The sequence below is a fragment of the Halotalea alkalilenta genome, assembly GCF_001648175.1.
Classification (GTDB): Bacteria; Pseudomonadota; Gammaproteobacteria; order Pseudomonadales; family Halomonadaceae; genus Halotalea; species Halotalea alkalilenta_A.
On sequence record NZ_CP015243.1, the window covers coordinates 1,813,140 to 1,837,277 of the forward strand.

Genomic DNA, 24,138 nt, shown 5'->3' on the forward strand with positions numbered 1-24,138 from the left:
GCCCGCCATCCGCGGGTGCGGTCGCGTTTCGACAGAGCTTCGATGGACGACCGGATGCCTTGCCACCGCCAAGACCCGCGACCGTTGGCGATCTTCCTCATGGGCCCGACCGCCGCAGGCAAGACCGACGCCGCGATCGCGCTGCACGAACGGCTCGGCTGCGAGCTGATCAGCGTCGACTCGGCGATGATCTATCGCCAGATGGACATCGGTACCGCCAAGCCGAGCGCGCAGGAGCTCGCCCGAGCGCCTCATCGGCTGATCGACATCCTCGACCCGGCGCAAACCTACTCGGCGGCCGATTTTCGCCGCGACGCGCTGGTGGAGATGGCGGCGATCACCGCCCGTGGCCGGATACCGCTGCTGGTCGGTGGCACCATGCTCTACTTCAAGACCCTGCTGGAGGGCAACGGCGGGCTGCCGCCCAGCGATCCAGCGCTTCGCGCCGCGCTCGAGGCCGAAGCCCAGAGCCGCGGCCTCGCCGAGCTGCACCGCGAACTCGCTGCGCTCGATCCGCAGTCGGCTGCGCGCATCCATCCCAATGATCCTCAGCGACTGCTGCGTGCGCTCGAAGTGCAGCGCCAGACCGGGCGCTCGCTCACCGAGCACTGGCGGGCGCAGCGCTTCGAGCCGCTGCCGTGGCGGGTGCTTCAACTCGCCCTGGTACCCGGCGAGCGTGCCGCCTTGCACGCTCGGATCGAGGCGCGTTTCGATGCGATGCTCGCCGCCGGGCTGGTCGAGGAGGTGGCGGCGCTGCGCGCGCGCGGCGATCTTTCCGCGGCGATGCCATCGATGAGGAGCGTCGGCTATCGCCAGCTCTGGCGGTACCTGGATGGGAAGTGCGATTGGGCGACGATGCGTGCCCAGGGGATCATTGCGACCCGCCAGTTGGCCAAGCGCCAGCTGACCTGGTTGCGCAGCTGGCCTGAGCTTCACACGGTCGAGGTCCCGCGCGACGACATCGTTGCGGCGCTCTTGAAAATTGTGCGAGGTGACGGCACTTAGCGTAGACTGGTCGTCCGCGAACGAAGCCGACATTTAGCGTTCAAACGTTCGAGTACGGGTGGTTTCTACCCGTACCCAGGGCACCGGCTTCGGGCCGAATTGGGGCTCGGCGAGCGTCCCGGTGACGTACCCCTGTGTGGCCCATCCATGGTGTTGGTGGGCGCGCGGGTACGGAGGGTGGCGCGTCGTGCCGTGAGATCGACCACAAGACCCCAAAAACGCGGCATCTTTTTTTCGGAGAGCAACATGTCCAAAGGACAGTCACTACAAGATCCCTACCTGAACATCCTCCGCAAGGAGCGGATTCCGGTTTCCATCTTCCTGGTCAACGGTATCAAGCTGCAGGGCCAGATCGAATCCTTCGATCAGTTCGTGATCCTGCTGCGCAACACGGTCAGCCAGATGGTGTACAAACATGCCATCTCCACCGTGGTGCCGTCCCGCAACGTGCGCCTGCCGGCCCCGGACGCAAGCGTTCCCTCCGGTCAGGACCAATGATGACGACGAGGCGCTGATTGTTCTTCGAACGTCCCGATTCGGGTGAAACGGCCATCCTGGTGCATATCGAGTTCCAGGATGGCCGAGAGCCCGAGGACCCCATGGAACTGCTCGAGCTGGCGCGCTCCGCAGGCGCTATTCCCGCCGCGCTGATCGAAGGTAGCCGTCGCTACCCGGAAGCCCGCATGTTCATCGGCGAGGGCAAGCTCGAAGAGGTGCGCGAAGCCCTCCGGGCCCACGAGGCTGAGCTGGTGATCTTCAACCACGCCTTGAAGCCCTCCCAGGAGCGCAATCTCGAGAAGGAACTCAAGTGCCGGGTGCTCGATCGCACCGGGCTGATTCTCGACATCTTCGCCCAGCGCGCGCGGACCCACGAGGGCAAGCTGCAGGTCGAGCTCGCCCAGCTCGAGTACATGTCCACCCGCCTGGTGCGTGGCTGGACCCACCTCGAGCGCCAGAAGGGCGGTATCGGCCTGCGCGGCCCTGGCGAGACCCAGCTCGAGACCGACCGGCGCCTTTTGCGCGCGCGGATCCGCCAGATCAACAAGCGCCTCGAGAAGGTGCGCAGCCAGCGTAGCCAGAACCGGCGCGCCCGCGACCGGGCCGAGATCCCCTCGACCTCGCTGGTGGGGTACACCAACGCCGGCAAGTCGACGCTATTCAACGCCCTGACCTCCTCCGACGTCTACGCCGCCGACCAGCTCTTCGCCACCCTCGACCCGACCCTGCGCCGGCTCGAAGTCGCCGATGTGGGTCCGGTGGTGCTGGCCGATACCGTAGGCTTCATCCGCCATCTGCCGCACAAGCTGGTGCAGGCGTTCAAGGCGACGCTCGAGGAGGCCGCCGAGGCCGATCTGCTGATCCACGTGATCGATGCGGCAGACCCCGATCGCGAGGCCAACATCGCCCAGGTCGATGCGGTATTGGAGGAGATCGGTGCGCAGGACGTGCCGCGATTGCTGGTGATGAACAAGATCGACCTGCTTGGCAGCCAGCCCAGGCTCGAACGCGATGCCCAGGGCCGGCCGCATACGGTCTGGCTCTCGGCGCGTGACGCCCAGGGGTTCGAACTGTTTCACCAGGCGCTCTCCGAGCTGCTCGCGGTGGATCTGGTCGAGCTTTCGCTCAGACTGGCGCCGCACAAGGGCTGGCTGCGTGCGCAGCTGCACGAACTCGGGGCGGTGCGTGAGGAGCACTACGACGAGCAGGGGTATGCCTGTCTCGATATTCGCCTGCCGCAGCGCGACTTCCTCCAGCTGCTCTCGCGCGGTGAGGAGAATCCCCGGGACTACCTGCCGGCCGAGGCCTTCGCCTCCGATTATTGAGGCGAAGATTTCGGTCACACTCTTCACGCTTGGCCATTTTGGCCCTAGTGTGGAGCCGAGGCGGCGTCGCTCGGTCAGCTCAGCTAACGTTAAGCTCGAGTCTGATGCGGGTGGCGCCGCTTTGGTGTTAGCTTGTCGGCACCGACATTAGGCTTTGCGATTCATATGGTTGATAATGTGCACAGCCGATGGAACGGGGGTTGATACTGTTTTCGCCGCTTCATGCGGACTTGGCGGCTAGCATATCGAAGATGCGTTTCTTGCGGCTTCGGCGCTTGCCTTGCGCGCGGCGGCAGCGATGACCACAGCGCGATGATCGAAGCCGGGCCACGTTGACGAGCGTGGGCGGGTGGCGACGAACTCTTGGAGAGGATGTATGGCTTGGAACGAGCCAGGTAATGGTGGCAACGACAAGCGCCACGACCCCTGGGGCAGCGGCAATCGCAAAGACGAGGGCAGTGACCAGGGGGGCCGAGACGATGACAAGCGGCCGAACGATCCCTGGGGTGGTGGCAACCGTGGCAACAAGGGTAGTGGCCGTCCACCGGATCTCGACGAAGCATTGAAGAAACTGCAAAACGGGCTGGCTGGTCTGTTCGGCGGTAAAAAGCGCTCCAACGGTGGTGGCGATGGCGGCAATGGTGGGCGCAAGCACAGCGCGCTGATCCTGCCGGCGGTGCTGGTGGTGGTCGCCTTGGGCGTCTGGGCCGGCTCCGGTTTCTATTTGGTCGATCAGTCCGAACGCGGCGTAGTCCTGCGTTTCGGCAAGTATCACGACACCGTCAACCCCGGTCTGCACTGGAACCCGCCGCTGGTCGACAGGGTCAGTCTGGTCAACGTCACCGAGGTGCGTTCGTTCCAGCAGAATTCCTCGATGCTCACCAGCGACACCAACATCGTTACCGTGCGGATCTCGGTGCAGTATCAGGTCGCCAATCCCCGCGACTTCGTGCTCAACGTACGCGAGCCGGAGCAGAGCCTGCGCAATGCGCTGGACTCGACCCTGCGCCATGTGGTCGGCGCCAGCGGGATGCAGAACGTGCTGACCAGCACCAGCGAAGTGCAGGAAGTCCAGCAGGCTGACGACACTGCCCCGTCGCAGATCGAGGATGAGAGTGCCGGTCCGGATGCGGTGCCTTTGATCAGCATGACGCCGCCGGTGCAGGATTCGCTGCTCAGCGGTCGCGAGGAGCTCGGGCCCGCCGTCGCCGAGCGGCTCCAGCAGGCGCTCGACGCCTACCGGGTCGGCTTGAGACTGCAGACCGTCAACCTCGAGAGCACCCAGGCACCCGACCAGGTCCAGGATGCGGTCGATGACGTGATTCGCTCGCGCGAGGATCGTCAGCGCTCGATCAACGAGGCCCGCGCCTACGAGAACGCCCTGCAGCCGCAGACCGAAGGGGAAGCGCAGCGCCTGATCGAGGAAGCGACCGGGTATCGCAACTCGGTGGTCTCCGACGCTCGCGGTCAGACCAGCCGCTTCCTCGCGGTGCTCGGCGAATATCGCCAGGCCCCTGAAGTGACTCGCGAACGCCTTTACCTGGATGCGCTGAGCTCGATCTACTCTCGCAGTCCGAAAGCCCTGGTCGATCTCGACCAGAACAACAACTCGATGATCTATCTGCCTCTCGATCAGCTGCGTGGTCGCGGCCAGGACGGGCAGGGGACTCAGGTCGACCCCGATGAGGTGCGCCGGCTCGAATCGGTCTCCCGGCAGACGGTCGATCAGGTCATCAACCGCCCCGGCCGTACCGAGGCCCAGAGCGGTAGCAACACCAGCGGTCTGCGGGAGGGACGGCAATGATCAACAACCGCGCATTGGTCATCATCGCGCTGCTAGCGGTCATCGCCTGGATCGCCAACGCCAGCTTCTACGTGGTCGACGAGACCCAGAGGGCGATCAAGCTGCGCTTCGGTGAAGTGGTCGAGGCGGACATTGCGCCGGGCCTGCATCTGAAATGGCCTTTGATCAACACCGTGCGGACGTTCGACGCCCGCGTGCAGACGGTGGAGAGCAGCGAGAGCCGCTTCCTTACCGCCGGGCGTAACGCACTGATCGTCGACTCCTACGTCAAGTGGCAGGTGACCGACCCGAACCTGTTCTACGAGTCGACCCGTGGCGACATGACACGTGCCGAGAGCCTGATCGCACCGCGCGTCGACGAAAGCCTGCGTAACGCTTTCGGTAGCCGCGACGTCAGCACCATCATCAGCGAGGACCGTGATGAAATGCTGCTCCAGCCGATGGCGAACCTCGATCGTGCGATGCGTCAGGAAGTCGGCGTGGCGATCCTCGACATTCGCTTGAAGCGTGTCGAGCTGCCCCGTGAAGTGACCCAGGCGGTGTTCGAGCGGATGCGCACCGAGCGCCATGCCGAGGCACGCCAGTATCGCGCCCAGGGTCTCGAGCAGAGCGAGCGTATTCGCGCCCGCGCCGATCGTGAGCGCCAGGTCGCCCTGGCCACCGCGCGTCAGGAGGCCGAGACGCTGCGCGGGCAAGGGGATGCCGAGGCTTCGCAGATCTATGCCAACGCCTATCAGCAGGACAGCGAGTTCTTCCGCTTCTACCGCTCGCTCGACGCCTATCGCACGAGTTTCAGCGGCGATGGGGATATGCTGATACTGAGTCCCGACAGCGAGTTCTTCCGCTACTTCAGCAATCCGCAGGGCGAGGCTCAGAACTAGGCTTCGAATCCCTCGGCCCACTGCGGCATCCGGCGCTCCTGGCGCCGGATGCCGTACGGGATGGCACGCCGCTGCAAGCGTGGTAGAATCCACAAAACCGGGCGCGCCCCGGTTTTTTTGTGGCCGAGTCGCGACGCGCTCCCGCCGTTTCCGACCAAGGGAAACGATCGCCCGGCCGCTTCACCGCAGTCCGACGTCTCGCCAGCGCCATCCGGCGCCTCTTTGGCCGCGCGAGAACGTCCGAGCAGTCAAACTTCTAGGGCATCCAGACATGACCATGGCCGATCGCTGGCTTCTTCCCGACGGCATCGACGAGGTGCTCCCGCCCCTGGCGCTGCGCATGGAGTCGCTGCGTCGCGCGCTTCTCGATCTTTACCACCGCTGGGGTTACGACCTGGTCGTGCCGCCGCCGGTCGAGTTTCTCGATTCACTGCTGACCGGCACCGGCAGCGATCTCGAGCTGCAGACTTTCAAGCTCACCGATCAGGCCAGTGGGCGGATGATGGGGCTTTCCGCCGACGTCACCCCGCAGGTCGCGCGGATGGACGCACACTCCCTGCGCCGTCCCGGGCCTTCGCGGCTTTGCTACTGCGCCAATGCGCTGCGCGCCACGGCGGACCAGTACCAGGGGGGGCGCAATCCGGTGCAGCTCGGTCTCGAGCTGTTCGGCCATTCAGGCATCGACGCGGATCTCGAGATCGTTCGCCTGGCGCTGGAGAGCCTCTATCTCGCCGGTGCCACCGATGTCCACCTCGCCTTCGGTCATATCGGCATCTATCGCGTGCTCACCGAGGCCGCGGGGCTCGACGCCGCGCTCGAGCGCGACCTGTTCGAGGCGATCGAACGCAAGGCCTATACCGAGATCGATGCTCTGCTCGAAGAGGCCGAGATCGACGCTTCCCTGCGCCACATGCTGGCCCGCCTGCCGAGACTGCATGGCGGCCTGGAGGTGATCACCGAGGCGCGCGAGTCCTTCCTCGACATGCCCGAGGAGATCTCGGCCCAGCTCGAGCAGTTCGAGCACCTGGCCCGACGCATCGGCGCGGAGCACCCCGAGGTCGAGCTCTACTTCGATCTCGCCGAGCTTCGCGGCTATCAGTATCACACCGGCGTGGTGTTTGCCGCTTACGTGCCCGGCTATGGCCAGGCGCTGGTCAAGGGGGGACGCTACGACGACACCGGGCGCGCTTTCGGGCGCTCGCGACCGGCGACCGGCTGCTCGATGGAGCTCAAGCTGCTCGCGGGGCTTCGCGAGCAGCTGCCGCCGTGCGACGGCATCTGGGCGCCCGCCGGCGAGAATGGCGAACTGGAGGCCATCGTCGCCAAACTGCGCGCGGCCGGTGAGCGAGTGGTCCAGGCGCTGCCTGGGCAGGTCACCGGCGCGTTGGATCATCGCTGCAATCGCCGTCTCGAGCGAATCGACGGCGAATGGCGCTGTGTGCCGCTCGACGCATGAGCACCCCGCGCCGCCAGACCAGGACAATTCCGGCATCACACGTTACAGAGGCAAACCGCCATGGGTAAGAATGTCGTCGTGCTCGGCACGCAATGGGGCGATGAAGGGAAGGGCAAGGTCGTCGACCTGCTGACCGAATCCGCTTCGGCCGTCGTGCGTTTCCAAGGGGGCCACAACGCTGGCCATACGCTGGTGATCGATGGCAAGAAGACGATCCTGCGCCTGATCCCCTCGGGGATCCTGCGCCCGGGCGTTACTTGCGTGATCGGCAACGGAGTGGTGCTCTCTCCCGATGCGCTGCTCAGCGAGATCGCCGAGCTCGAGGCAGGCGGCGTACCGGTGCGTGAGCGCCTGCGCTTGTCGCCCGCCTGCCCGTTGATCCTGCCCTATCACGTCGCCCTCGACGTCGCCCGCGAGAAAGCGCGCGGCATCGCCAAGATCGGCACCACTGGCCGTGGCATCGGGCCGGCCTACGAGGACAAGGTCGCTCGCCGCGGCCTGCGGCTCGGCGACATGCTCCACCGCGAGCGCTTCGCCAGCAAACTCGGCGAGGTGCTCGATTATCACAACTTCGTACTGACCCGTTACCACAACGAGCCGGCGATAGATTTCCAGCGGGTGCTCGACCAGGCGATGGAGATGGCCGAGGAGCTGCGCCCGATGGTCTGCGACACCGTGGGCTTCGTCCACGACCTTCGCAAGGCGGGTGAGAACATCATGTTCGAGGGGGCCCAGGGATCGTTGCTCGATATCGACCACGGCACCTATCCCTACGTGACCAGCTCGAACACCACCGCCGGTGGCACTGCCACAGGCTCCGGCGTAGGCCCTTTGTATCTCGACTACGTTCTCGGGATCACCAAGGCCTACACCACCCGTGTCGGCTCGGGCCCGTTCCCGACCGAGCTGTTCGACGAGTTCGGCCGCCATCTTGCCGAGCGCGGTCATGAGTTCGGCTCCAACACCGGCCGTGCCCGCCGCTGCGGCTGGTTCGACGCCGTCGCGCTGCGCCACGCGGTGATGATCAACTCGATCTCCGGTATTTGCCTGACCAAGCTCGACGTGCTCGATGGGCTGGAGAACATCCGTGTCTGCGTCGGCTACCGCGCCAAGGACGGTGGACTGATCGACAGCCCGATCGATACCGAAGGGTACGAGGCGATCGAGCCGGTCTATCACGACCTGCCGGGCTGGAGCGAATCGACCGTCGGGGTCAAGCGGGTCGAGGACCTGCCCGCCAATGCGCGCGGCTACATCAACTTCCTCGAGAAGGAAGTGGGCACCCCGATCGCGATCATCTCGACCGGTCCGGATCGCGCCGAGACCATCGTGCTGCACAACCCGTTCGACGACTGAGCCTCATCGTCTCTGAGTGCAAACGCTCCGCCAATCCCATGGCGGAGCGTTTTTCGTTTCGGCAGGCGCCTTCCGCCATCGCCTAGGCGTGGCATTCAGCCAAGGTCGAAGGTGGCGCCGCCGTCGATGCGCAGGTCGTGCAGGGTGATGTGCCCGGCACGGGGGGAGAGCAAAAACAGGATCGCGTCGCTGACGTCGTCGGGGGTGGCGATCTTGCCCAGCGGGATGCCGGCCTTGAAGCTTGCGAGCGAGCCTTCGATCACCTTGGCCCGGCCGCTCTCGTCCGCCCACATGCCGCGCTGCATGCCGGTGTCGGTGGAGCCGGGAGAGACGACGTTGCAACGGATGCCGTATTCGGCGAGCTCGAGACCGAGGCAGCGGGTCAGCTGGGTCGCCGCGGCCTTGGAGGCGGCGTAGGCGCCCATCTCCATCCGCGGGGTACCGGCGGCGTTGGAGCTGACCACCACGATCGCGCCGCGACGGCGCGGGATCATCCGGCGTGCCACCGCGCGGGCGAGGCGGAAGGGGCCGCCTGCGTTGATCGAAAGCGCCCGCTCCCATTCGTGGTCCTCTAGATCGACCACCCGGCCCATCTGCAGCACGCCTGCGACGCTTGCGAGGTGATCGATCGGCCCGTGGATGGCCTCGGCCGCGGCGACGGCCTGGTCGACGGCCTGGGTGTCGGCGACGTCGAGCGGATGCAGCGAAAGCCGCTCGCCTGCGTCGAGCGTGGCGGCGAGCCGCTCGAGTCCCGCTTGCTTGAGATCGAGCGCGGCAACCCTTGCGCCCTGCTCGAGCAGGCGTCGCACCAAGCACTCACCGATGCCCTGGGCGGCGCCGCTGACCACCACTACCTGGCCTTCGAACTCTTGGTCCCGAGGCTTTGGCGAGAGGGTCGTTTCACCGCTCATTTCATTCCACCGGCGCGGAAGATCTCGCGCCATTCGTCAAGCGTCGCATGCTCGACCAGATCGGCGAAGCCGACCTCGATGCCCTCCCGGCGCAGCCGCTCGGCGAGGCTCATCAGACGAATCGAGTCCATCCCTGCGAGCATCAGGTTCTCGTCGCCGGGAATCTCCTCCAGCGGGGTCTCGAGCAGCCGCTCGATCTCCGCCTCGAAGGCGGCCAGATCGAAGCCGCGGGCGCTGTCCAGCGCGGCGATGGTGTCGGCGGTGGTCAGGCTCACGCCGCAGTTGCGCGCGACGTAGTCGGTGGCCATGCGGTGCTCCGACGCAGAGAAGTCCGCCACCGCGTCGTAGACGAAGAACGGCTGGACATCCTGCATGAAGGCCTCGAGCGCGGTCGCCATGCAGCCGATGTGGCCATAGATGCCGGTGATGATCAGCTGGTCGCGACCCAGCTCGCGCAGTTGGGCGCGCAGGTCGGAGCGCTGGAAGGCGCTGTAGCGCCACTTGGTCAGTACCACCTCGTCCGCGGTGGGGGCGAGGCGGGCGACGATCGGGTAGAGCTCGGGATGGGCGGGCAGGCCCGGGCCCCAGAAGTCGTTGAGCAGGGCGCGGTCGCTATCGGGCTGTTCGGTCGGCTGCGCGGTGTAGAACACCGGGATTCCATTCGCGCGCGCATGGTCGAGCAGCTGGCGAGTGTGGTCGAGCAGCATCGGAATCGGTGCCTGGTCGCGGTAGTACTTGTCGAGGAAGTACTCCTGCATGTCATGGATCAGCAGCGCCGCACGGCCTGCTTCCGGCCGCCAGTCGACCCGGTTGTCGGGACGAGCCTCGGCGCCGGGCATCGGATAGGGCGTGATCGCGGGGATGGTCATGGTGATGCAACCTCTACGGCAGATAGGCGAAAGCCGCCCGGCGCGCGGTCGGGCGGCATGGGGTTCAGGCGAAGCGCTCCTTGAGCAGTTCGCGTAGCACTTTGCGGCTCACCTTGCCGACCCCGCTCTGGGGGAAGGCGTCGATGAATTCGAAGCGATCGGGCACCTTGTAGGCGGCGAGGCGTCCGCGTACGAAGCGGGCGAGATCACGCTTGTCGAGCGCCTGGCCATCGCGGGCGACGACGAATGCGCAGCTGCGCTCCCCGAGGTAGGCGTCCGGCATGCCGACCACCGCGACGTCATGGACGCCGGGATGGGCGAGCAGCACGTTCTCGACCTCGTCCATCGCGATCTTCTCGCCGCCGCGGTTGATCTGGTCCTTCTCGCGGCCCTCGACGATCAGATCGCCCTGCTCGGTGCGCACGGCGATGTCGCCGGTGCGGTAGAAGCCGTCCGCGGTGAACGAGGCCGAGTTGACCTCGGGCGCGTTGAAGTAGCCGCGAATGGTGTAGGGACCGCGGGTGATCAGATGGCCGGCCTGGCCGGGGGGAAGGTCACGGTCCTGGTCATCGACGATACGCACCTCGTCGAGCGGCGAGATCGGTCGTCCCTGGGTGTGGATGATCAGCTCCTCGGGATCGTCAAGGCGGGTGTAGTTGACCAGCCCCTCGGCCATCCCGAACACCTGCTGGAGCGTGCAGCCGAGCGTCGGACGCACTCGCCGCGCCGCCTCGCTGACCAGTTTGGCGCCGCCGACCTGGAGCACTTCGAGGCTCGCCAGCTGCTCGACGCCTCGGCTCGCCGCCTCCAGCCAGATCAGCGCCAGCGGTGGCACCAGCGCGGTGATGGTGACCCGCTCGCGCTCGATCAGCGGGAAGCAGACATCCGGGCTGGGGCGCGGTGCCAGCACCACTTGGCCACCGGCGTAGAGTACGCCGAGGAAACCGGGCGAGCTCATCGGAAAGTTATGGGCGATCGGCAGGCTGACCAGGTAGACGCTGTCGGCATCGATGCCGCAGAGCTCGTTGCTGCCGCGCAGGCTATAGATGTAGTCGTCGTGGCGCCGGGGAATCAGCTTGGAGAGCCCGGTGGTGCCGCCGGAGAGCTGGAAGAAGGCGAGCTCGCGCGAGTGCGGTGGGGCTGGCAGCTCGTCCGCCGCGGGGGCGGTGGCGAGCAGGTCGTCGAAGGCGACCAACTCCTGCGCCTCGCCGCAGATCACCAGATGCTCGAGCGTGGGCACCGCGGCCTGGGTCTCGCGTGCGAGCGTGCGGTGGTCGAAGCCTTCGAAACGGTCGACGGTGATCAGCGCGCGTGCGCCGCTGAAGCGGCAGAAGTGCTCGAGCTCGTTGCGGCGATGGGCGGGCAGCGCGAACACCGGCAGCGCGCCGAGGCGGAACAGCGCGAAGCAGGCAACGATGAACTCGGCCCGATTGGGCAGCTGCAGTACCACCCGGTCGCCCTTGTCGATCCCTAGTCGGTACAGGCCGAGAGCGCAGCGCTCGACCCGCGCGTCCAGCTCGCGATAGCTCAATCGAGCCTCGCCATCGACCACGGCGATTCGCTCGCCTTGGTCCGCGGCGCGTTGACGCAGGAAGCCACTGAAGGTCTCGCCTCGCCAATAGCCGGCGGCGACGTAGCGTTCGACGAACTCCGCCGGCCAGTCCGGGCAGAGGGCGGCGACGTCGTCGTCGGGTGCCACCTGGATCGGGTGGGCGTTGGCTGCGTGGTTCATGCATCTGTCCCTGGAGTGGATGAGGTGGTGGACGCCTGGCCGAGCGAGTCATCGAGGCCCAGCGCCGCCAGCATGGTACCGAGCTTGGTGCCGGTCTCGGCGAACTCGCTGGCGGGTGTCGAGCCCTCGACCAGCCCGGCGCCCGCGTAGAGAGTGAGGTGTTCGCCACGCAGCTCGGCGCAGCGCAGCGAGAGCGCCCATTCACCGTCGCCCGAGGCGTCGCACCAGCCGACCAGGCCGCTGAACAGCTCGCGCTCGAACGGTTCGAGCCGGCGGATCGCAGCGAAGGCGGCGGCGTTGGGGTGACCACATACCGCCGGCGTCGGGTGCAGCGCGCGAGCGATGGCGAGCGACGAGGGCGCGGGCTCGATCAGCTCGCCGCTGAGCTCGGTCGACAGGTGCCAGAGCTTGCCGGTGCTCAGAAGCGTCGGGCCCTCAGGCACCTCGAGCTGCGAGCAGAACGGGCGCAGCGCCGCGACCACCGCGTCGATCACCAGCGCGTGCTCACGCAGGTCCTTTTCGGAGTGCAGCAGGGCCGCTGCGGCCAGGCGATCCTCCTCGGGGTCTCGGCGGCGAGCGGCCGAGCCCGCCAGTGGGTTGACCATCACCCGTCGGCCGATTCGCCGCACCATCAACTCGGGGCTGGCGCCGAGGAACACCGCCGGCGACTGGCGCGCCTCCAGCGGAGTGGCGAACACATAGGCTTCGGGATTGCGATGCAGCAGCCGGCGCAGCAGCAGGGTGGGGTCGAGCGCGCCGTCGGTCTCGACCTCGAGGGTTCGGGCCAGCACCACCTTGTCGAGGCGCCCGGCGCGGAACTCGGCCAGCGCCGCCTCGACCCCGGCGCAGTAGCCGGCGCGGTCCGGATGCGGTGTGACGCGGCGCGCCTTGGCGTCGAGGGCCGGCTCGGTCTGCTGGGCCGCCCAGTGGGTCAGCGCGGAGCGCTCCGTGCAGCGTCGCGGCAGCAGCAGCCGGCCGTGGCGATCATCGGCGAACGGCAGCGCGCCGACCACCCGCGGATTCGCAATCCCCGCGCGCCGGCCTTGTTCGAGCAGCTCGGCGAGGGCTTGTTCGCCTTGATCACCGCGCGGAGAGCGCGTGTCCAGCCAGTCGCCGGCGAGCAGGGCGCGGGTCGGCGAGCTGAACAGGAAGTCTTCCGCGCGATAGGCCGAGACCAGTGCCTCGGCGGTGGTCTCGTCGCCGGTGGGATGGGGGATGACCATCTCGTCGTTCACGGTTCGCTCCTGACCGCCATCACAGGGGGCGGTGTAAGGCTCAGGGTGGGCATGTTAAATCCAAACGGAGGCTGAATCATTCGCATTTGTCGATGCGTCGTCGCCGCACTACTGCGGCGTATTCCATTCATCCGCAAGGTTTGGCTCGATACGCGGGACTAGGCGGTATCCGGGCCCCGGCATCTGGTCTCGCGTCGTGCCCCGGGCACCCGCAGCACCGCGTCGCAGAGCTCGCTGAGCGGCTGCGTTTCACCGCCCCAGGGATTGACCCGGCGTGCGGCGAGATCGCCCTCGACGTCGATCAGCTCAAGATCGCGGCAGGCGCTATCGAAAGGCATCAAGCGCGGTGGCAGTTCCGGCCACAGCGTACGCAGTGCGATGCCCTCGTCGAGCAGCTGGCTGGCGAGGGTGACACGCCCATCGACCGGTGAGCGGGCCAGGTGGCGCATGCCGAAGAGCAAAAGCCCTGGGCGACCGCTCGCGAGCAGGCGCTGCTCGATGCAGCCGAGGAAGGCCTTGCGGCGGTGCCTGTCGCGCTCGGCGCACGGCCACTCGCCGGCCGGCTCGGCCAGCCACATCCTCATCCGCCGCTGCGCGGGCCGCTTGCGATTGACCGCCCGCAGGCGGCGCAGCAAAGCGGCATAGACCGGGTGGCGCCAGAGCGTGGCATGGGGGCCATCGTTCCAGATCGGCTTCAGCGCGCCGGCGCCGAGGCGGCTGCCGGCCAGGTAGGCGTCGAGCAGTGCCTGGTGGCGCTGGCAGCCGAACTCGACCACCAGGTCCTGGCAGCGCGACGCGATCGCCTCGCTGAGTATCAGCTCGGTCAGCGCACGCATCACCTTGGGCGTCAGATGGGCTTCACCGAGGCCGACCAGCCCGGCTTGGTCGAACCATCCAGCGAGCGCGGAGGCGACGTCAGCGAAGCCTTTGGTCACGGTGCGAGCCATTGATCGATCCGGGTGGCGATCCGCGCCAGCATCTCGGGGCGGATCATGCCGGGATGGTCGCAGTCGAGATCGATGCCGACGATCTCGCCTTCGACGTAGGGTGCCCAGGCGGAGCGTTCGAGCCAGTGCTGCTCGCGCGGCGCGGCGGCGGTGAAGAACAGCATCCCACCGCGGTAGCGCAGGTGGTGCGAGGCGCGCACCAGACGGCTCGAGTTGATCACCACGTCCACCAGCCGGTCGAGGGTCGCGGTATCGAGGCTCGCCATCGCGTGCTGTTCGTGCTCGAGCAGTGCGACCACGGTGGCGCGCTCGACTGGCGCCCCGGGCGGCGCCTCGACGCCGGCGAGACGCAGCAGCGCGACCAGCGCCTCGTGCTCATCGGGTGGCATCATGTGACGCCACAGGTCGCTCGGGTAGGCGTCGAGCAGGGCGAGTAGCTCGACTTCCTCCCCATCCTCCTGCAGTAGCGCGGCCACGGTATGGGCGACCATGCCGCCCAGCGACCAGCCGAGCAGCCTGTAGGGGCCATGTGGCTGGCGGGTACGCAGCGCGGCCAGATAGTCGCGCGCCATCGCCTCGAGGCTCTCAGGCGGTGTCTCGCCTTCCCGCAGCCCTTCGGCCTGGACGCCGATCACCGCGCCGTCGCCGCCCAGTACCCGCGCAAGCCCCGCGTAGCACCAGGCCAGCCCGCCGGCCGGGTGGAAGCAGAACAGCGTGGGCGTCCGGCTGCCAGGCGCGGCGCGGCGCAGGGTGAGGAGGCGATCGAGCGCGCCCTCGCGCTGCGCCTGGTCGAGCTCGCGCGCCATCCGCGCAGGGGTAGGGGCGGTGAACACGGTGGCGATCGAGACCTCCTCGCCGGTCGCCTCGCGGATCCTCAGTGCCAGTTGCACCGCCGCCAGCGAGTGCCCGCCGAGGTCGAAGAAGTCGTCATCGGCGCCGAATTCGTCGAGCGCCAAGGTGGCGGCGAATAGCGCGCAGAGTTCGCGCTCGCGCGGCGATGACGGCGCGCGACGCGCAGGCGTAGCCGCCTCGGGAGGCGGCGGCAGGGCGCGTCGATCGAGCTTGCCGTTGGGGCTCAGCGGCAGTCGCTCGATCGGCACCAGTGCACTCGGCACCATGTAGTCGGGCAGCCAGTGGTGAAGGTGATCGTCGAGCTCGGCTCGCCAGTCGATGGCGCTATCCTCGGCCAGCACCAGGTAGCCGATCAGCCGTTCGGCATGGAGATTGACCGCGGCGGCCTCGACCGCCGGGTGGCGCTCGAGCACCGCCTCGATCTCGTCGAGCTCCAGGCGCTGGCCGCGCAGCTTGACCTGATGGTCGATGCGGCCGTGGTACTCGAGCTCGCCGGCCGGGTTCCAGCGCGCCAGATCGCCGCTTTTATATAGTCGCTGGCCGTCGAGGCCGGTGACGAAGCGCTCCGTGGTGAGCTCAGGGCGGCCGATGTAGCCGCGCGCCAGGTTGCGCCCGCCGATGTGGAGTTCGCCGATCACCCCGACCGGCAGGCGCAGGCCCTGCGGGTCGAGGATCTCGATCCGGGTATTCCAGATCGGGTGGCCTATCGGTACCGAGGCCCGATCCTTCAATCGCTCGCAGGGCCAGTAGGTGACGTCGACCGCGGCCTCGGTGGGGCCGTAGAGGTTGTGCAGTCGTGCGCTGCCTTCGAAGGCACGCTGGAAGCGCTCGACCAGACCGCGCTTGAGCGCCTCGCCGCTGGCGAACACCTGTCGCAGGCTCGGCAGCCTGCGCGGGGCATGCTCGAGCTCGTCGAGGAAGGCCGCGAGCATCGAGGGCACGAAGTGCAGCGTGGTGATCGACTCGGCGGCGATGATCTCGGCCAGGTAGCGCGGGTCGCGGTGGCCTTCGGGGCGCGCCATCACCAGGGTGGCGCCGTGGAGCAGCGGCCAGAACAGCTCCCACACCGAAACGTCGAAGCCGACCGGGGTCTTTTGCAGTACCCGGTCGCGGGCACTCAGGCGGTATTCGTGCTGCATCCACTCCAGCCGGTTGACGATCGCACGGTGCTCGATCACCACCCCCTTGGGCTCGCCGGTCGAGCCGGAGGTGAACAGCACGTAGGCCGGATCGGTCGGCGAGCGCGCGGGGAGCCGGCGCTGGTCGAGTGCGGAAGGTGCGGTCAGACGCTCGTCCCGGGCGTCGAATTCGAGCCACTCGACTCCCTCGGGCAGCGCTTGGGCGTGGTCCGCGTCACAGATCACCAAGAGCGGTGCCGCGCGTTCGATCATCCGCTGCCAGCGCCCCGGCGGCTGGTCCAGCGGCAGCGGCATGTAGGCCGCGGCGCACTTGTGGATCGCCAGCAGGGCGATTTCGAGTTCCAGCGAGCGCGGCAGCGCTACGCCGATCACCCGGGGCGTCTGCGGCGCGGGCGCGGCGAGCGTGTCGAGGCGCGCGAGAATCAGCGCGGCGAGACGCCGGGCACGGGTATCGAGGGTGCGGTAGTCGAGCCGCTCGCCCTCGAAGGCCAGTGCCTCGGCGTCCGGGGTGCGTGCCACCTGACGCTCGAACAGCGTCGCCAGGTCGGTTTCCTCCACCGGATGGTCGGTGTCGTTCCAGCGCTCGATGCGCTCGAGCTCCTCCGCGGTGGCGATCGGCAGCTCGCCGACCGGCTGGCGCGGATGGGTGGCCAGCGTCTCGCACCACTGCACCAACCGGGTCAGATGATCAAGGGCATCGGGCGCCGAGTAGAGCTTCGGGTTGCTCTCCAGGGTCAGATGCAGTGCGTCATCGTCGTTGCCGAGGTAAAGGCTTAGGGTCATGTCGTCGACCGGCCCGGGAGCGAGGTGGTGCGTCTCGGTGGCGCAGCCGTCGAACAGCCGCGGCTGGGCGAACGGCAGGATGTTGACCTGCGGTCCGGACAGCGGCGCCTCGCCGGGCAGCCGGTCGAGCTCGCGGGCGAGCCATTCATGGCGATAGCGCTGGTGGCGGCGGGCGCCGCTCAGCGCCTTGCGCAGCTGGGCGAGCCAGTCGACCAGCCCAGTCTCCAGGCCGGCTTCGATCCGCAGCGGTAGTACGTTGACCACGGATACCGGCGTGCGCAGCGCGCTGGCATCGAGCCGACCCATCATCGGCAGGCCGAGCACCGGCGATGCGCTGGCGGTCATCCGGGCGAGATAGCTCGCGATCATCGCGAGCAGCAGTTCGGGCAGGGTGGCATCGAGCGAGTCGGCCAATCGCGCGAGTGCGGCCCGACGCTGTGCATCGAGCGTAACGCGATGGCGCTGAGGGCGAGGGGCGGCGAGCGAGAAACGCCCCGCCAGCGAGACGGCTTCGCCGGCCTCGGCCAGCTGGCCGTGCCAATAGTCGCGATCCTTCAGGCAGGCCGGACTCTCGCGATAGGCGCGCTCGGCCTCGAGCCGGGCCTCGAGCCTGCCGAACCAGGCCTCGCGCGGCGCCACTCCGGTGCCGAGCGCCTGATAATGCTCAGCGGCACGCTGCTGCAGCAGTCCATAGGCATAGGCGTCGAACTGCAGGTGATGAATGCTCGAGAACCATATCCAGTGCCGCTCGGCGATGCGCAGCAGCGCCTGCTCCACCAGCGGATCGCTGGCCGGGTCCAGCACACGCTCGAGCCGTCCCAGCATCCATTCCCAGGCAGCCTCCCGCGGGGTGGGGTGGGCGGAGAGATCGATGCGCGCGAGCGGGATCGGTGGATGGGCCTCGAGCTGTTGGAAGGGGCCTTCGGTGTCCACATCGAACCGCGCCCGCAGCACTTCGACCTCGGCCAGGCTCGATTCGATCGCGCAAGCGAGCCGGTCGGCGTCGAGCGCACCGCGAATTTCCAGCGCCTGGCCGGTGAGGTAGGCCTGGGCCGAGGCGCCCAGCTGCTGGGCATACCAGACGCCGCTCTGGCTGCCGGTCAATGGGTATCGCTGCACATCGATCAGATTGGCAGCGGTGGGATGGGAAGTGTAGTGGGACACTCGCCTGCGACTCCTGGAACGCCATCTGTCGGTCGAAAAGTGTGACTTAAATTAAAGCTTAAGGTCAACCAAATGAGAATAATTTTTGTTCATTTTTGGGCCGCATCGCTGCCGTGCGCACCAACCTGGTGCTTCTCGGCGTGCCAGGCGCGCATCGCGTCGTCATGACGAATCGGCTACCATGCCGTCTGATCAATTCAAATGATAATGATTCGGCTTATGCCGTCTGGCGGGCTACCCCCATCGTAGTGGAGATTTCCTCAGGTCATGGTCCATGACGTGCATTCGCTCTACAGCCATCACCGTGCCTGGCTGGCCCGCTGGCTGACGGGCCGTCTCGACGATCCAGGCGCAGCTTCGGACCTGGTCCAAGATACCTTCCTGCGCTTGCTCGGCGTCGATGCCCGGCAGCTCGAGCGACTGCATGAGCCGCGCGCCTATCTGGTCACCGTCGCCCGGCATTTACTGATCGACCACCAGCGCCGCCGTGCGCTCGAGCGCGCCCTGCTCGAGGCCCTCGCTGCCTGTCCGGCCTCCTCGGTGCCCTCCAGCGAAGAGCAGATGATCATGCTCGAAACCTTGCTCGAGATCGAACGTCTGCTCGACGGCCTGGCACCCAAGGTGCGCAGCGCCTTTCTGATGGCGCGTCTCGAGGGACTCGACCAGGCCGAGATCGCCCGCCGCCTCGGTGTCTCCACGCGCAGTGTCAGGCGCTATCTGGTCGAGGCGCTGAGCCACTGTCTGCAGGCCAGCGGATGAGCGACGCCGAGCCGCCGCTGTCGTCGCGAGTGGCTCGGGAAGCGGCGCGCTGGTGGCTGAAGCTCGAGGAGCGCTCGTCGAATCCCAGCGTCCACGCCGCCTTCGAGCGCTGGCTGTCGCGAGACCCCCAGCATCTCGAGGCCTGGCAGCGGCTGGCCGCGCTGGACCAACGGATCAGCGCGCTGCCGCCTGGGATCGGCGAAAAGACCTTGGACGGCGCCCGGCGCCAACGGCGTATGTTACTCAAGACCACGGCGATGGTCGCGATCGGTTTGCCGCTGGCAGCGGAGGGAACGCGCCGGCTGCCCTGGAGCAACTGGCTCGCCGACCAGCGTACCGCGGTGGGGGAGCGGCGCGAGATCACGCTGGCCGACGGCGGGCGACTATGGCTCAACACCGCAAGCGCCGCCGACATCGAGTATGACCGGCGCGGCCGCCGGCTGCGTTTGATCGCAGGCGAGCTGGTGGTTCGAACCGCCGCCGACGTCGAGCGACCCGCGCGCCCCTTTTTCGTCGATACCCCGAGCGGGCGCGTCGAGGCGTTGGGGACTTACTTCGGGGTGCGCCTGGAGGGCGCGACGGTCGATCTCCTGGTGTTGGAGGGGCGGGTACGGGTGGATACGCGAGGCGGCGCCTCCCGAACGATCGATGCGGGCCAGTCGACGCGCTTCAATCGCGATGAGATCGCGCTACCGACGGCGGGCGATACCACCTCGATCGGTTGGACCCAGGGGCTTCTCTATGCCGAAGACTGGCGGTTGGACCGGGTCGTCGAAGAGCTCGCCCGCTATCGCAGTGGCTGGCTTTCATGCGACCCGGCGGTGGCGGCGCTGCGGATCTCGGCGGTGCTGCGCCTCGACGACGTCGATGCCGCACTGGCGACGATCGCGGCCAGCCTGCCGGTGCGGGTGCGCTACCGCACCCGTTACTGGGCCACGCTCGGCACGCTGGAAGGCTGATCACTCCCGGGCTGAGCGACCCGGTCACGGAGCGGATGAATGAACGACCCGGCGATGGAAAAAATTATCTTTTCGATGTCCGCTTTTATTCATTGGTTCGTCATCCCTGTCATCACCGATCGACAACTTCTCCTGTCAGGGAAACCACAACCATGTCATTCGATTCTCGCCGTCCCTCCACCGTTTGCTGGCGTCGTCTCGCGGCGCGGGGAGGCCTGGCGGCGGCGCTGGGTTGCGCCCTCGGCGTATCGTTGCCCGCCTTCGCTCAGCAGCCAGCGGCTCAGCCGGGTGCCGCGCGCAGCTATACGATCCCTGCCGGCCCCTTGGGTCCGGCGCTGATGCGTTTCGCCAGTGAGGCCGGAGTCAACCTGGTGCTCGACCCGCAGCTGGTCGACGGGCGCACCAGCCCAGGCGTGCAGGGCAGTCTCTCGGTGGCGCAAGGATTCTCCCTGCTGCTCCAGGGCAGCGGCCTGGAGAGTGTGCCGAGCGGTAATGGAGGCTACGTGCTGGTCGAGCGCAGCGCGCAGAGCGGCTCTTTGGATACGCTGACGGTGATCGGCACCCGGTTCGTCGCCGGCAATGATCGGTTGGTGCCGGAGTACGCCGGCGGCCAGGTGGCCAGCGGCGGACGGTTGGGGGTGCTTGGCCAGCAGCAGGCGTTCGACGTGCCGTTCAACATCACCTCCTATACCGCCAAGAGAGTGGAGGACCGCCAGGCGAAGACGCTTGGCGATGTGCTGAAGAGCGATGCCTCGGTACAGGTCGGCTCGGGCTATGGCAACTACGCCGAAAGCTTTCGTATTCGCGGCTTCACGCTCTCCGGCGATGACGTTTCGTTCGGCGGCCTCTACGGCGTGCTGCCGCGGCAGGTGGTGGTACCCAACGCGATCGAGCGGGTCGAGGTGCTCAAGGGGGCGAGCGCGTTTCTGAACGGCGTACCGCCGGGCGGGTCGGGCGTCGGCGGCTCGATCAACCTCGAGCCCAAGCGTGCCGGCGACGAGCCGCTGCTGCGCACCACCCTGGGCTACGCCACTGACGGCTACGGCGAGGCCGCGGTCGACGCTGGGCGCCGCTTCGGCGACGACAATCAGTTCGGTGCACGGATCAACCTGCTTCGTGGCAGCGGCGGTTCGCCCGTCAGCGGTGACGATGACGAGCGCTCGAGCTCCTTTGCGCTGGCGCTGGACTATCGCGGTGAGCGGCTGCGCAGTTCGCTCGACGTCGGTTACCAGAAGCAGGTCTACCAGGGCACTCGGCGCGGTATCTATCTCGGCGGCGAGCTGACCCAGATGCCGCAGGCGCCTTCGCCGCGAACCAACTACACCCCCTCCTGGGCTTACTCGGAGGTCGAGACCACCTACGGCATGTGGCGCGGCGAGTACGACTTCGCGCCCAACTGGACCGGCTACCTGGCGCTGGGCGGCAATGACACCGAGGAGTACGGCGTCTATAGCTCTCCGACGGTGAACAACCTTGCCGGCGATGCCACCGTCGGGCGCATGGATGTCCCCTTCGAGGCCAAGAGCTTCGCCTCCCAGGCGGGCGTGCGTGGCAGCTTCGACACCGGTGCGGTTTCCCACTCGGTCAACCTCGGCTATTCCGGGGTGCTGCGCAGGTCCTACAGCGCCTACCGGATGACCTCGAACTCGGATACCAACATCTTTGATCCGGTGGACGTGCCGGCCCCTACCGACTACTACGACTTCCCCGGCGGGGACATGGACGACCCTAACCTGCGCAACCGCGTGCGTGCCAACGGCGTCTCTCTCTCCGACACCTTGTCGATGTTCGACGACAAGCTGCGCCTGCTCGCGGGTGTTCGCTACCAGGAACTCACCGTGCGCAACTACAGCTATGAAGGCGCGCCGGAAAACGCCTTCGACGAGTCGGCCTACACTCCGGTCTACGGCATCGTCTATCAGCCGTGGGAGACGGTTTCGTTCTACGCCAACTATGTCCAGGCCTTGCAGCAGGGGCCGACGGTGCCCTCCAGCGAAGGCTATCCCAACGCAGGCCAGGTGCTGGGCACGGTGCGTTCGAAGCAGCACGAGGCCGGGGTCAAGTTCGACTATGGCCGCATCGGCGGCGGTATCAGCCTGTTCCAGATCGAACAGCCCAACGCCTCGGGCGACGGTGAGGTCTATGCGCTCAACGGCGAGCAGAAAAATCGCGGGCTCGAGCTCAGCGTCTTCGGCGAACCGCTGGTCGGCTGGCGCGTGCTGGGGGGCGTGACCTTCCTCGATACCGAGCTCAGCGGCACCACCGATGGCGCCAACGATGGCAACGACGCCATCGGCGTGCCGAAGTACCAGGCCAATCTGGGCAGCGAGTGGGACCTGTCCGGCGTCGAGGGACTGACCTTGACCGGCGATGTGGTACGCACCGGTTCGCAGTACGCCGACGACGGTAACCAGTATCGCCTCGAGCCTTGGACCCGCCTGGATCTTGGCGTGCGCTATGCCACCCGGCTCGCCGGCAGCCCGGTGACCTGGCGCGCTGGAATCGAGAACGTGACCAACAACGGCTACTGGGAGAGCGTCGGCGAGAGCGGCTACGTCACCCAGGGCATGCCGAGGCTGTTCAAGCTTTCGATGTCGGTCGATCTCTGAGTCCGACGCTTTCATCGGGCTGGCTGATGCCGGCCCTCGACCATTCTTTTTCACTCAAGGAAACGCTAGATGATCCAGTTTCGCACTTCCCGTCTTGCTCGTGCCGTCGCCCTTGGCCTGGGGCTCGGGTTCGGCCTCACCGCGCTGCCGGCGCTGGCCGACACCGGCGCCAGCGCACCGGCGGCTGCCGGCGCATCCGTAGCGCAGCAGGGCGAGGACTCGCGGGTGCTGAGGCGCGAGCTCTCCCACGGCGTCTACGAAGTGGCCTACAGCCCCAGTCGCGACTCCCTCTACGTGGCCGCGGCCCAGCGCTTCAACGACGGCGAGGGCGGGGTGCTGTTCGAGCTCGACCCGCGCACCCTCGAGGAGAAAAGGCGCATCGAGTTGCCCTACAAGGCTTTCGCCCTGGCCCTCGACGATGCCCGCGGCCGGCTCTACGTTGGCGACACCATGGACGCTTCGGTGAGCGCGGTCGATCTCGACAGCGGGACGCTGGTCGGCTCGCTGCGCTTCGCCGAGAAGGCGCCGGGCGAGCAGTACTATCCGGTGCATCCACGCATGCTGCGCCTCGATGCGAACGCCCAGCGGCTCTACGTCACCGCGGTAGCCGATCCGGGCAAGCTCTATGTGGTCGACACCACCGACATGAGCCTCGCCGGCACCGTCGAGGGGCTCGGCAAGTGGACCGCGGGGCTGACGCTCGACCCGAGCCGCCAGCGCGCTTACGTGAGCAACTTCGATGGGCAGATCGTGGTGATCGACACCGCAACGCTCGAGGTCGACGCCCGCTACGCCGCCGGTGGCACCCAGCCGACCAATCTGGCCCTGGATGAAAGTGGCCAGCGGCTCTACATCACCGACCAGGAAAGCGGCGACGTGGTGGTGCTGAACGCAGCCGACGGTGCGCCGGTGACCCGGATCGCGAGCGGTGCGGGTGCGCTGTCGCTGACCTTCGATGGCGCTCACCGTTGGTTGTTCGTCACCAATCGCGAGGCTGCCACGGTCAAGGTGTTCGATGCCGAGAGCTACACCTTGCTGGAGACCTTCGAGCTACCGACGCATCCGAACAGCCTCGCGGTCGACGACGCCAGCGGTAGCCTGTTCGTCACCATCAAGGAGCCGCTCAGTCAGCCCGAGGACGAAGACGGCGACTGGGAGGGCGACTCGCATGACTCGGTAGCACGGATCACGCCCTGAGCTTGGACCAAGCTTGCTCTCCAGGCCGCCCGCCGTCGACCATCGTCTATCCTGCTGTCGACCGCGTCAGCAGTGACAGGAGAGACTTTGATGACCCAATGTCGAGACAGCGAGCGGCGTTTCGGGGCGATCAGTCGCGGGCTGCACTGGGCAGTGGCGCTGCTGCTGCTCTGGCAGTTCGCTGGGATGCTTTGCAAGGTGCTGATCGGTCCCAGTGCGATCACCGGGTTCCTGGTCGGCACCCATAAGCCGCTCGGTGCGCTTTTGCTGGCGTTGATCGCGCTGCGCGCTCTCTGGGCGCTCGGGCAGCTCAAGCACCGCCCGTCCCAGCCGGATACCCTGTTGGGATGGTGCGCCCGGCTGGGGCACTTGTGCCTCTACGCGCTGATGCTCTTGGTACCCGCGCTGGCATTGCTGCGCCAGTACGGCTCCGGGCAGGCCTTCGCGCCGTTTGGCATCCCGCTGTTCGCCGGGGGATTCGAGCCGATCGGCTGGATGACCGCACCGGCCAATGCGCTGCATGGCTGGCTCGGCTGGGTACTGCTCGCGCTGGTGGCAGGGCACGTGCTGATGGTGGTGGTGCACCGTCGGCTGCTCGGCGATGACGTCCTGCCGAGGATGGTGGGACGCGGTGATTGAACGCACCGCGGGACAGTA

At 67.3% G+C, this 24,138-nt stretch carries 18 protein-coding genes; 12 read left to right on the plus strand and 6 right to left on the minus strand.

The features are described 5' to 3' along the window. Positions 1–42: 42 nt before the first annotated feature. From miaA to A5892_RS08000, 7 genes are all read left to right on the plus strand, one after another. Positions 43–1,005 carry a tRNA (adenosine(37)-N6)-dimethylallyltransferase MiaA gene (gene miaA / locus A5892_RS07970; RefSeq protein WP_223302826.1) on the plus strand — a complete coding sequence of 321 codons (963 nt, stop codon included), beginning with the start codon at positions 43–45 and terminating at the stop codon, positions 1,003–1,005. Positions 1,006–1,251: 246 nt separating this feature from the next. Beyond that, positions 1,252–1,503 carry an RNA chaperone Hfq gene (hfq, locus tag A5892_RS07975; protein WP_064122359.1) on the plus strand — a complete coding sequence of 84 codons (252 nt, stop codon included), beginning with the start codon at positions 1,252–1,254 and terminating at the stop codon, positions 1,501–1,503. A 17-nt stretch (positions 1,504–1,520) separates the two neighbouring features. Continuing rightward, positions 1,521–2,828, plus strand: coding sequence for a ribosome rescue GTPase HflX (gene hflX / locus A5892_RS07980; RefSeq protein WP_064122360.1), 1,308 nt, complete (start codon positions 1,521–1,523; stop codon positions 2,826–2,828). Positions 2,829–3,204: 376 nt separating this feature from the next. Further along, positions 3,205–4,632 (plus strand): FtsH protease activity modulator HflK, encoded by a 1,428-nt coding sequence (gene hflK, locus A5892_RS07985; RefSeq protein WP_064122361.1) that lies wholly within the window; start codon positions 3,205–3,207, stop codon positions 4,630–4,632. Continuing rightward, positions 4,629–5,513, plus strand: coding sequence for a protease modulator HflC (gene hflC, locus A5892_RS07990; protein ID WP_064122362.1), 885 nt, complete (start codon positions 4,629–4,631; stop codon positions 5,511–5,513). The genes hflK and hflC overlap by 4 nt, the downstream gene beginning before the upstream one ends. Positions 5,514–5,784: 271 nt before the next feature. Further along, on the plus strand, positions 5,785–6,969 hold the full coding sequence (locus tag A5892_RS07995) for an ATP phosphoribosyltransferase regulatory subunit (RefSeq protein ID WP_064122363.1): 1,185 nt from the start codon (positions 5,785–5,787) through the stop codon (positions 6,967–6,969). A 60-nt stretch (positions 6,970–7,029) separates the two neighbouring features. Next, positions 7,030–8,325: an adenylosuccinate synthase gene (locus A5892_RS08000; RefSeq protein WP_064122364.1), complete on the plus strand. Its 1,296-nt coding sequence runs from the start codon at positions 7,030–7,032 to the stop codon at positions 8,323–8,325. A 95-nt stretch (positions 8,326–8,420) separates the two neighbouring features. On the opposite strand, the gene A5892_RS08005 is transcribed toward A5892_RS08000, so the two are convergent. From A5892_RS08005 to A5892_RS08030, 6 genes are all read right to left on the minus strand, one after another. Beyond that, on the minus strand, positions 8,421–9,236 hold the full coding sequence (locus A5892_RS08005) for a 2,3-dihydro-2,3-dihydroxybenzoate dehydrogenase (protein ID WP_082890333.1): 816 nt from the start codon (positions 9,234–9,236) through the stop codon (positions 8,421–8,423). After that, positions 9,233–10,105: an isochorismatase family protein gene (locus tag A5892_RS08010; RefSeq protein WP_150123511.1), complete on the minus strand. Its 873-nt coding sequence runs from the start codon at positions 10,103–10,105 to the stop codon at positions 9,233–9,235. Before A5892_RS08010 ends, A5892_RS08005 begins: the two co-directional genes overlap by 4 nt. A 64-nt stretch (positions 10,106–10,169) precedes the next feature. Beyond that, positions 10,170–11,837 (minus strand): (2,3-dihydroxybenzoyl)adenylate synthase, encoded by a 1,668-nt coding sequence (locus tag A5892_RS08015; RefSeq protein WP_082890334.1) that lies wholly within the window; start codon positions 11,835–11,837, stop codon positions 10,170–10,172. Further along, complete coding sequence (locus A5892_RS08020) at positions 11,834–13,072, minus strand: isochorismate synthase (protein ID WP_223302827.1); 1,239 nt, start codon at positions 13,070–13,072, stop codon at positions 11,834–11,836. The genes A5892_RS08015 and A5892_RS08020 overlap by 4 nt, the downstream gene beginning before the upstream one ends. A 158-nt stretch (positions 13,073–13,230) precedes the next feature. Then, positions 13,231–14,019, minus strand: coding sequence for a hypothetical protein (locus A5892_RS08025; protein WP_064122365.1), 789 nt, complete (start codon positions 14,017–14,019; stop codon positions 13,231–13,233). Then, positions 14,004–17,957: a non-ribosomal peptide synthetase gene (locus tag A5892_RS08030; RefSeq protein WP_064122366.1), complete on the minus strand. Its 3,954-nt coding sequence runs from the start codon at positions 17,955–17,957 to the stop codon at positions 14,004–14,006. Before A5892_RS08030 ends, A5892_RS08025 begins: the two co-directional genes overlap by 16 nt. A gap of 267 nt (positions 17,958–18,224) precedes the next feature. Here A5892_RS08030 and A5892_RS08035 point away from each other — a divergent pair, with 267 nt between their 5' ends. The 5 genes from A5892_RS08035 to A5892_RS08055 all read left to right on the plus strand — a co-directional run bounded on the left by A5892_RS08035 (position 18,225) and on the right by A5892_RS08055 (position 24,120). Next, entirely contained in the window at positions 18,225–18,716 is a 492-nt protein-coding gene (locus A5892_RS08035; RefSeq protein ID WP_064122367.1) for a sigma-70 family RNA polymerase sigma factor, read from the plus strand. Next, positions 18,713–19,675: a FecR domain-containing protein gene (locus A5892_RS08040; protein ID WP_064122368.1), complete on the plus strand. Its 963-nt coding sequence runs from the start codon at positions 18,713–18,715 to the stop codon at positions 19,673–19,675. Before A5892_RS08035 ends, A5892_RS08040 begins: the two co-directional genes overlap by 4 nt. A 152-nt stretch (positions 19,676–19,827) precedes the next feature. Then, positions 19,828–22,284 (plus strand): TonB-dependent receptor, encoded by a 2,457-nt coding sequence (locus A5892_RS08045; protein ID WP_064122369.1) that lies wholly within the window; start codon positions 19,828–19,830, stop codon positions 22,282–22,284. Positions 22,285–22,353: 69 nt separating this feature from the next. Further along, on the plus strand, positions 22,354–23,481 hold the full coding sequence (locus A5892_RS08050) for a YncE family protein (RefSeq protein ID WP_064122370.1): 1,128 nt from the start codon (positions 22,354–22,356) through the stop codon (positions 23,479–23,481). Positions 23,482–23,571: 90 nt separating this feature from the next. After that, entirely contained in the window at positions 23,572–24,120 is a 549-nt protein-coding gene (locus tag A5892_RS08055) for a cytochrome b (RefSeq protein ID WP_064122371.1), read from the plus strand. Positions 24,121–24,138 lie beyond the last annotated feature (18 nt).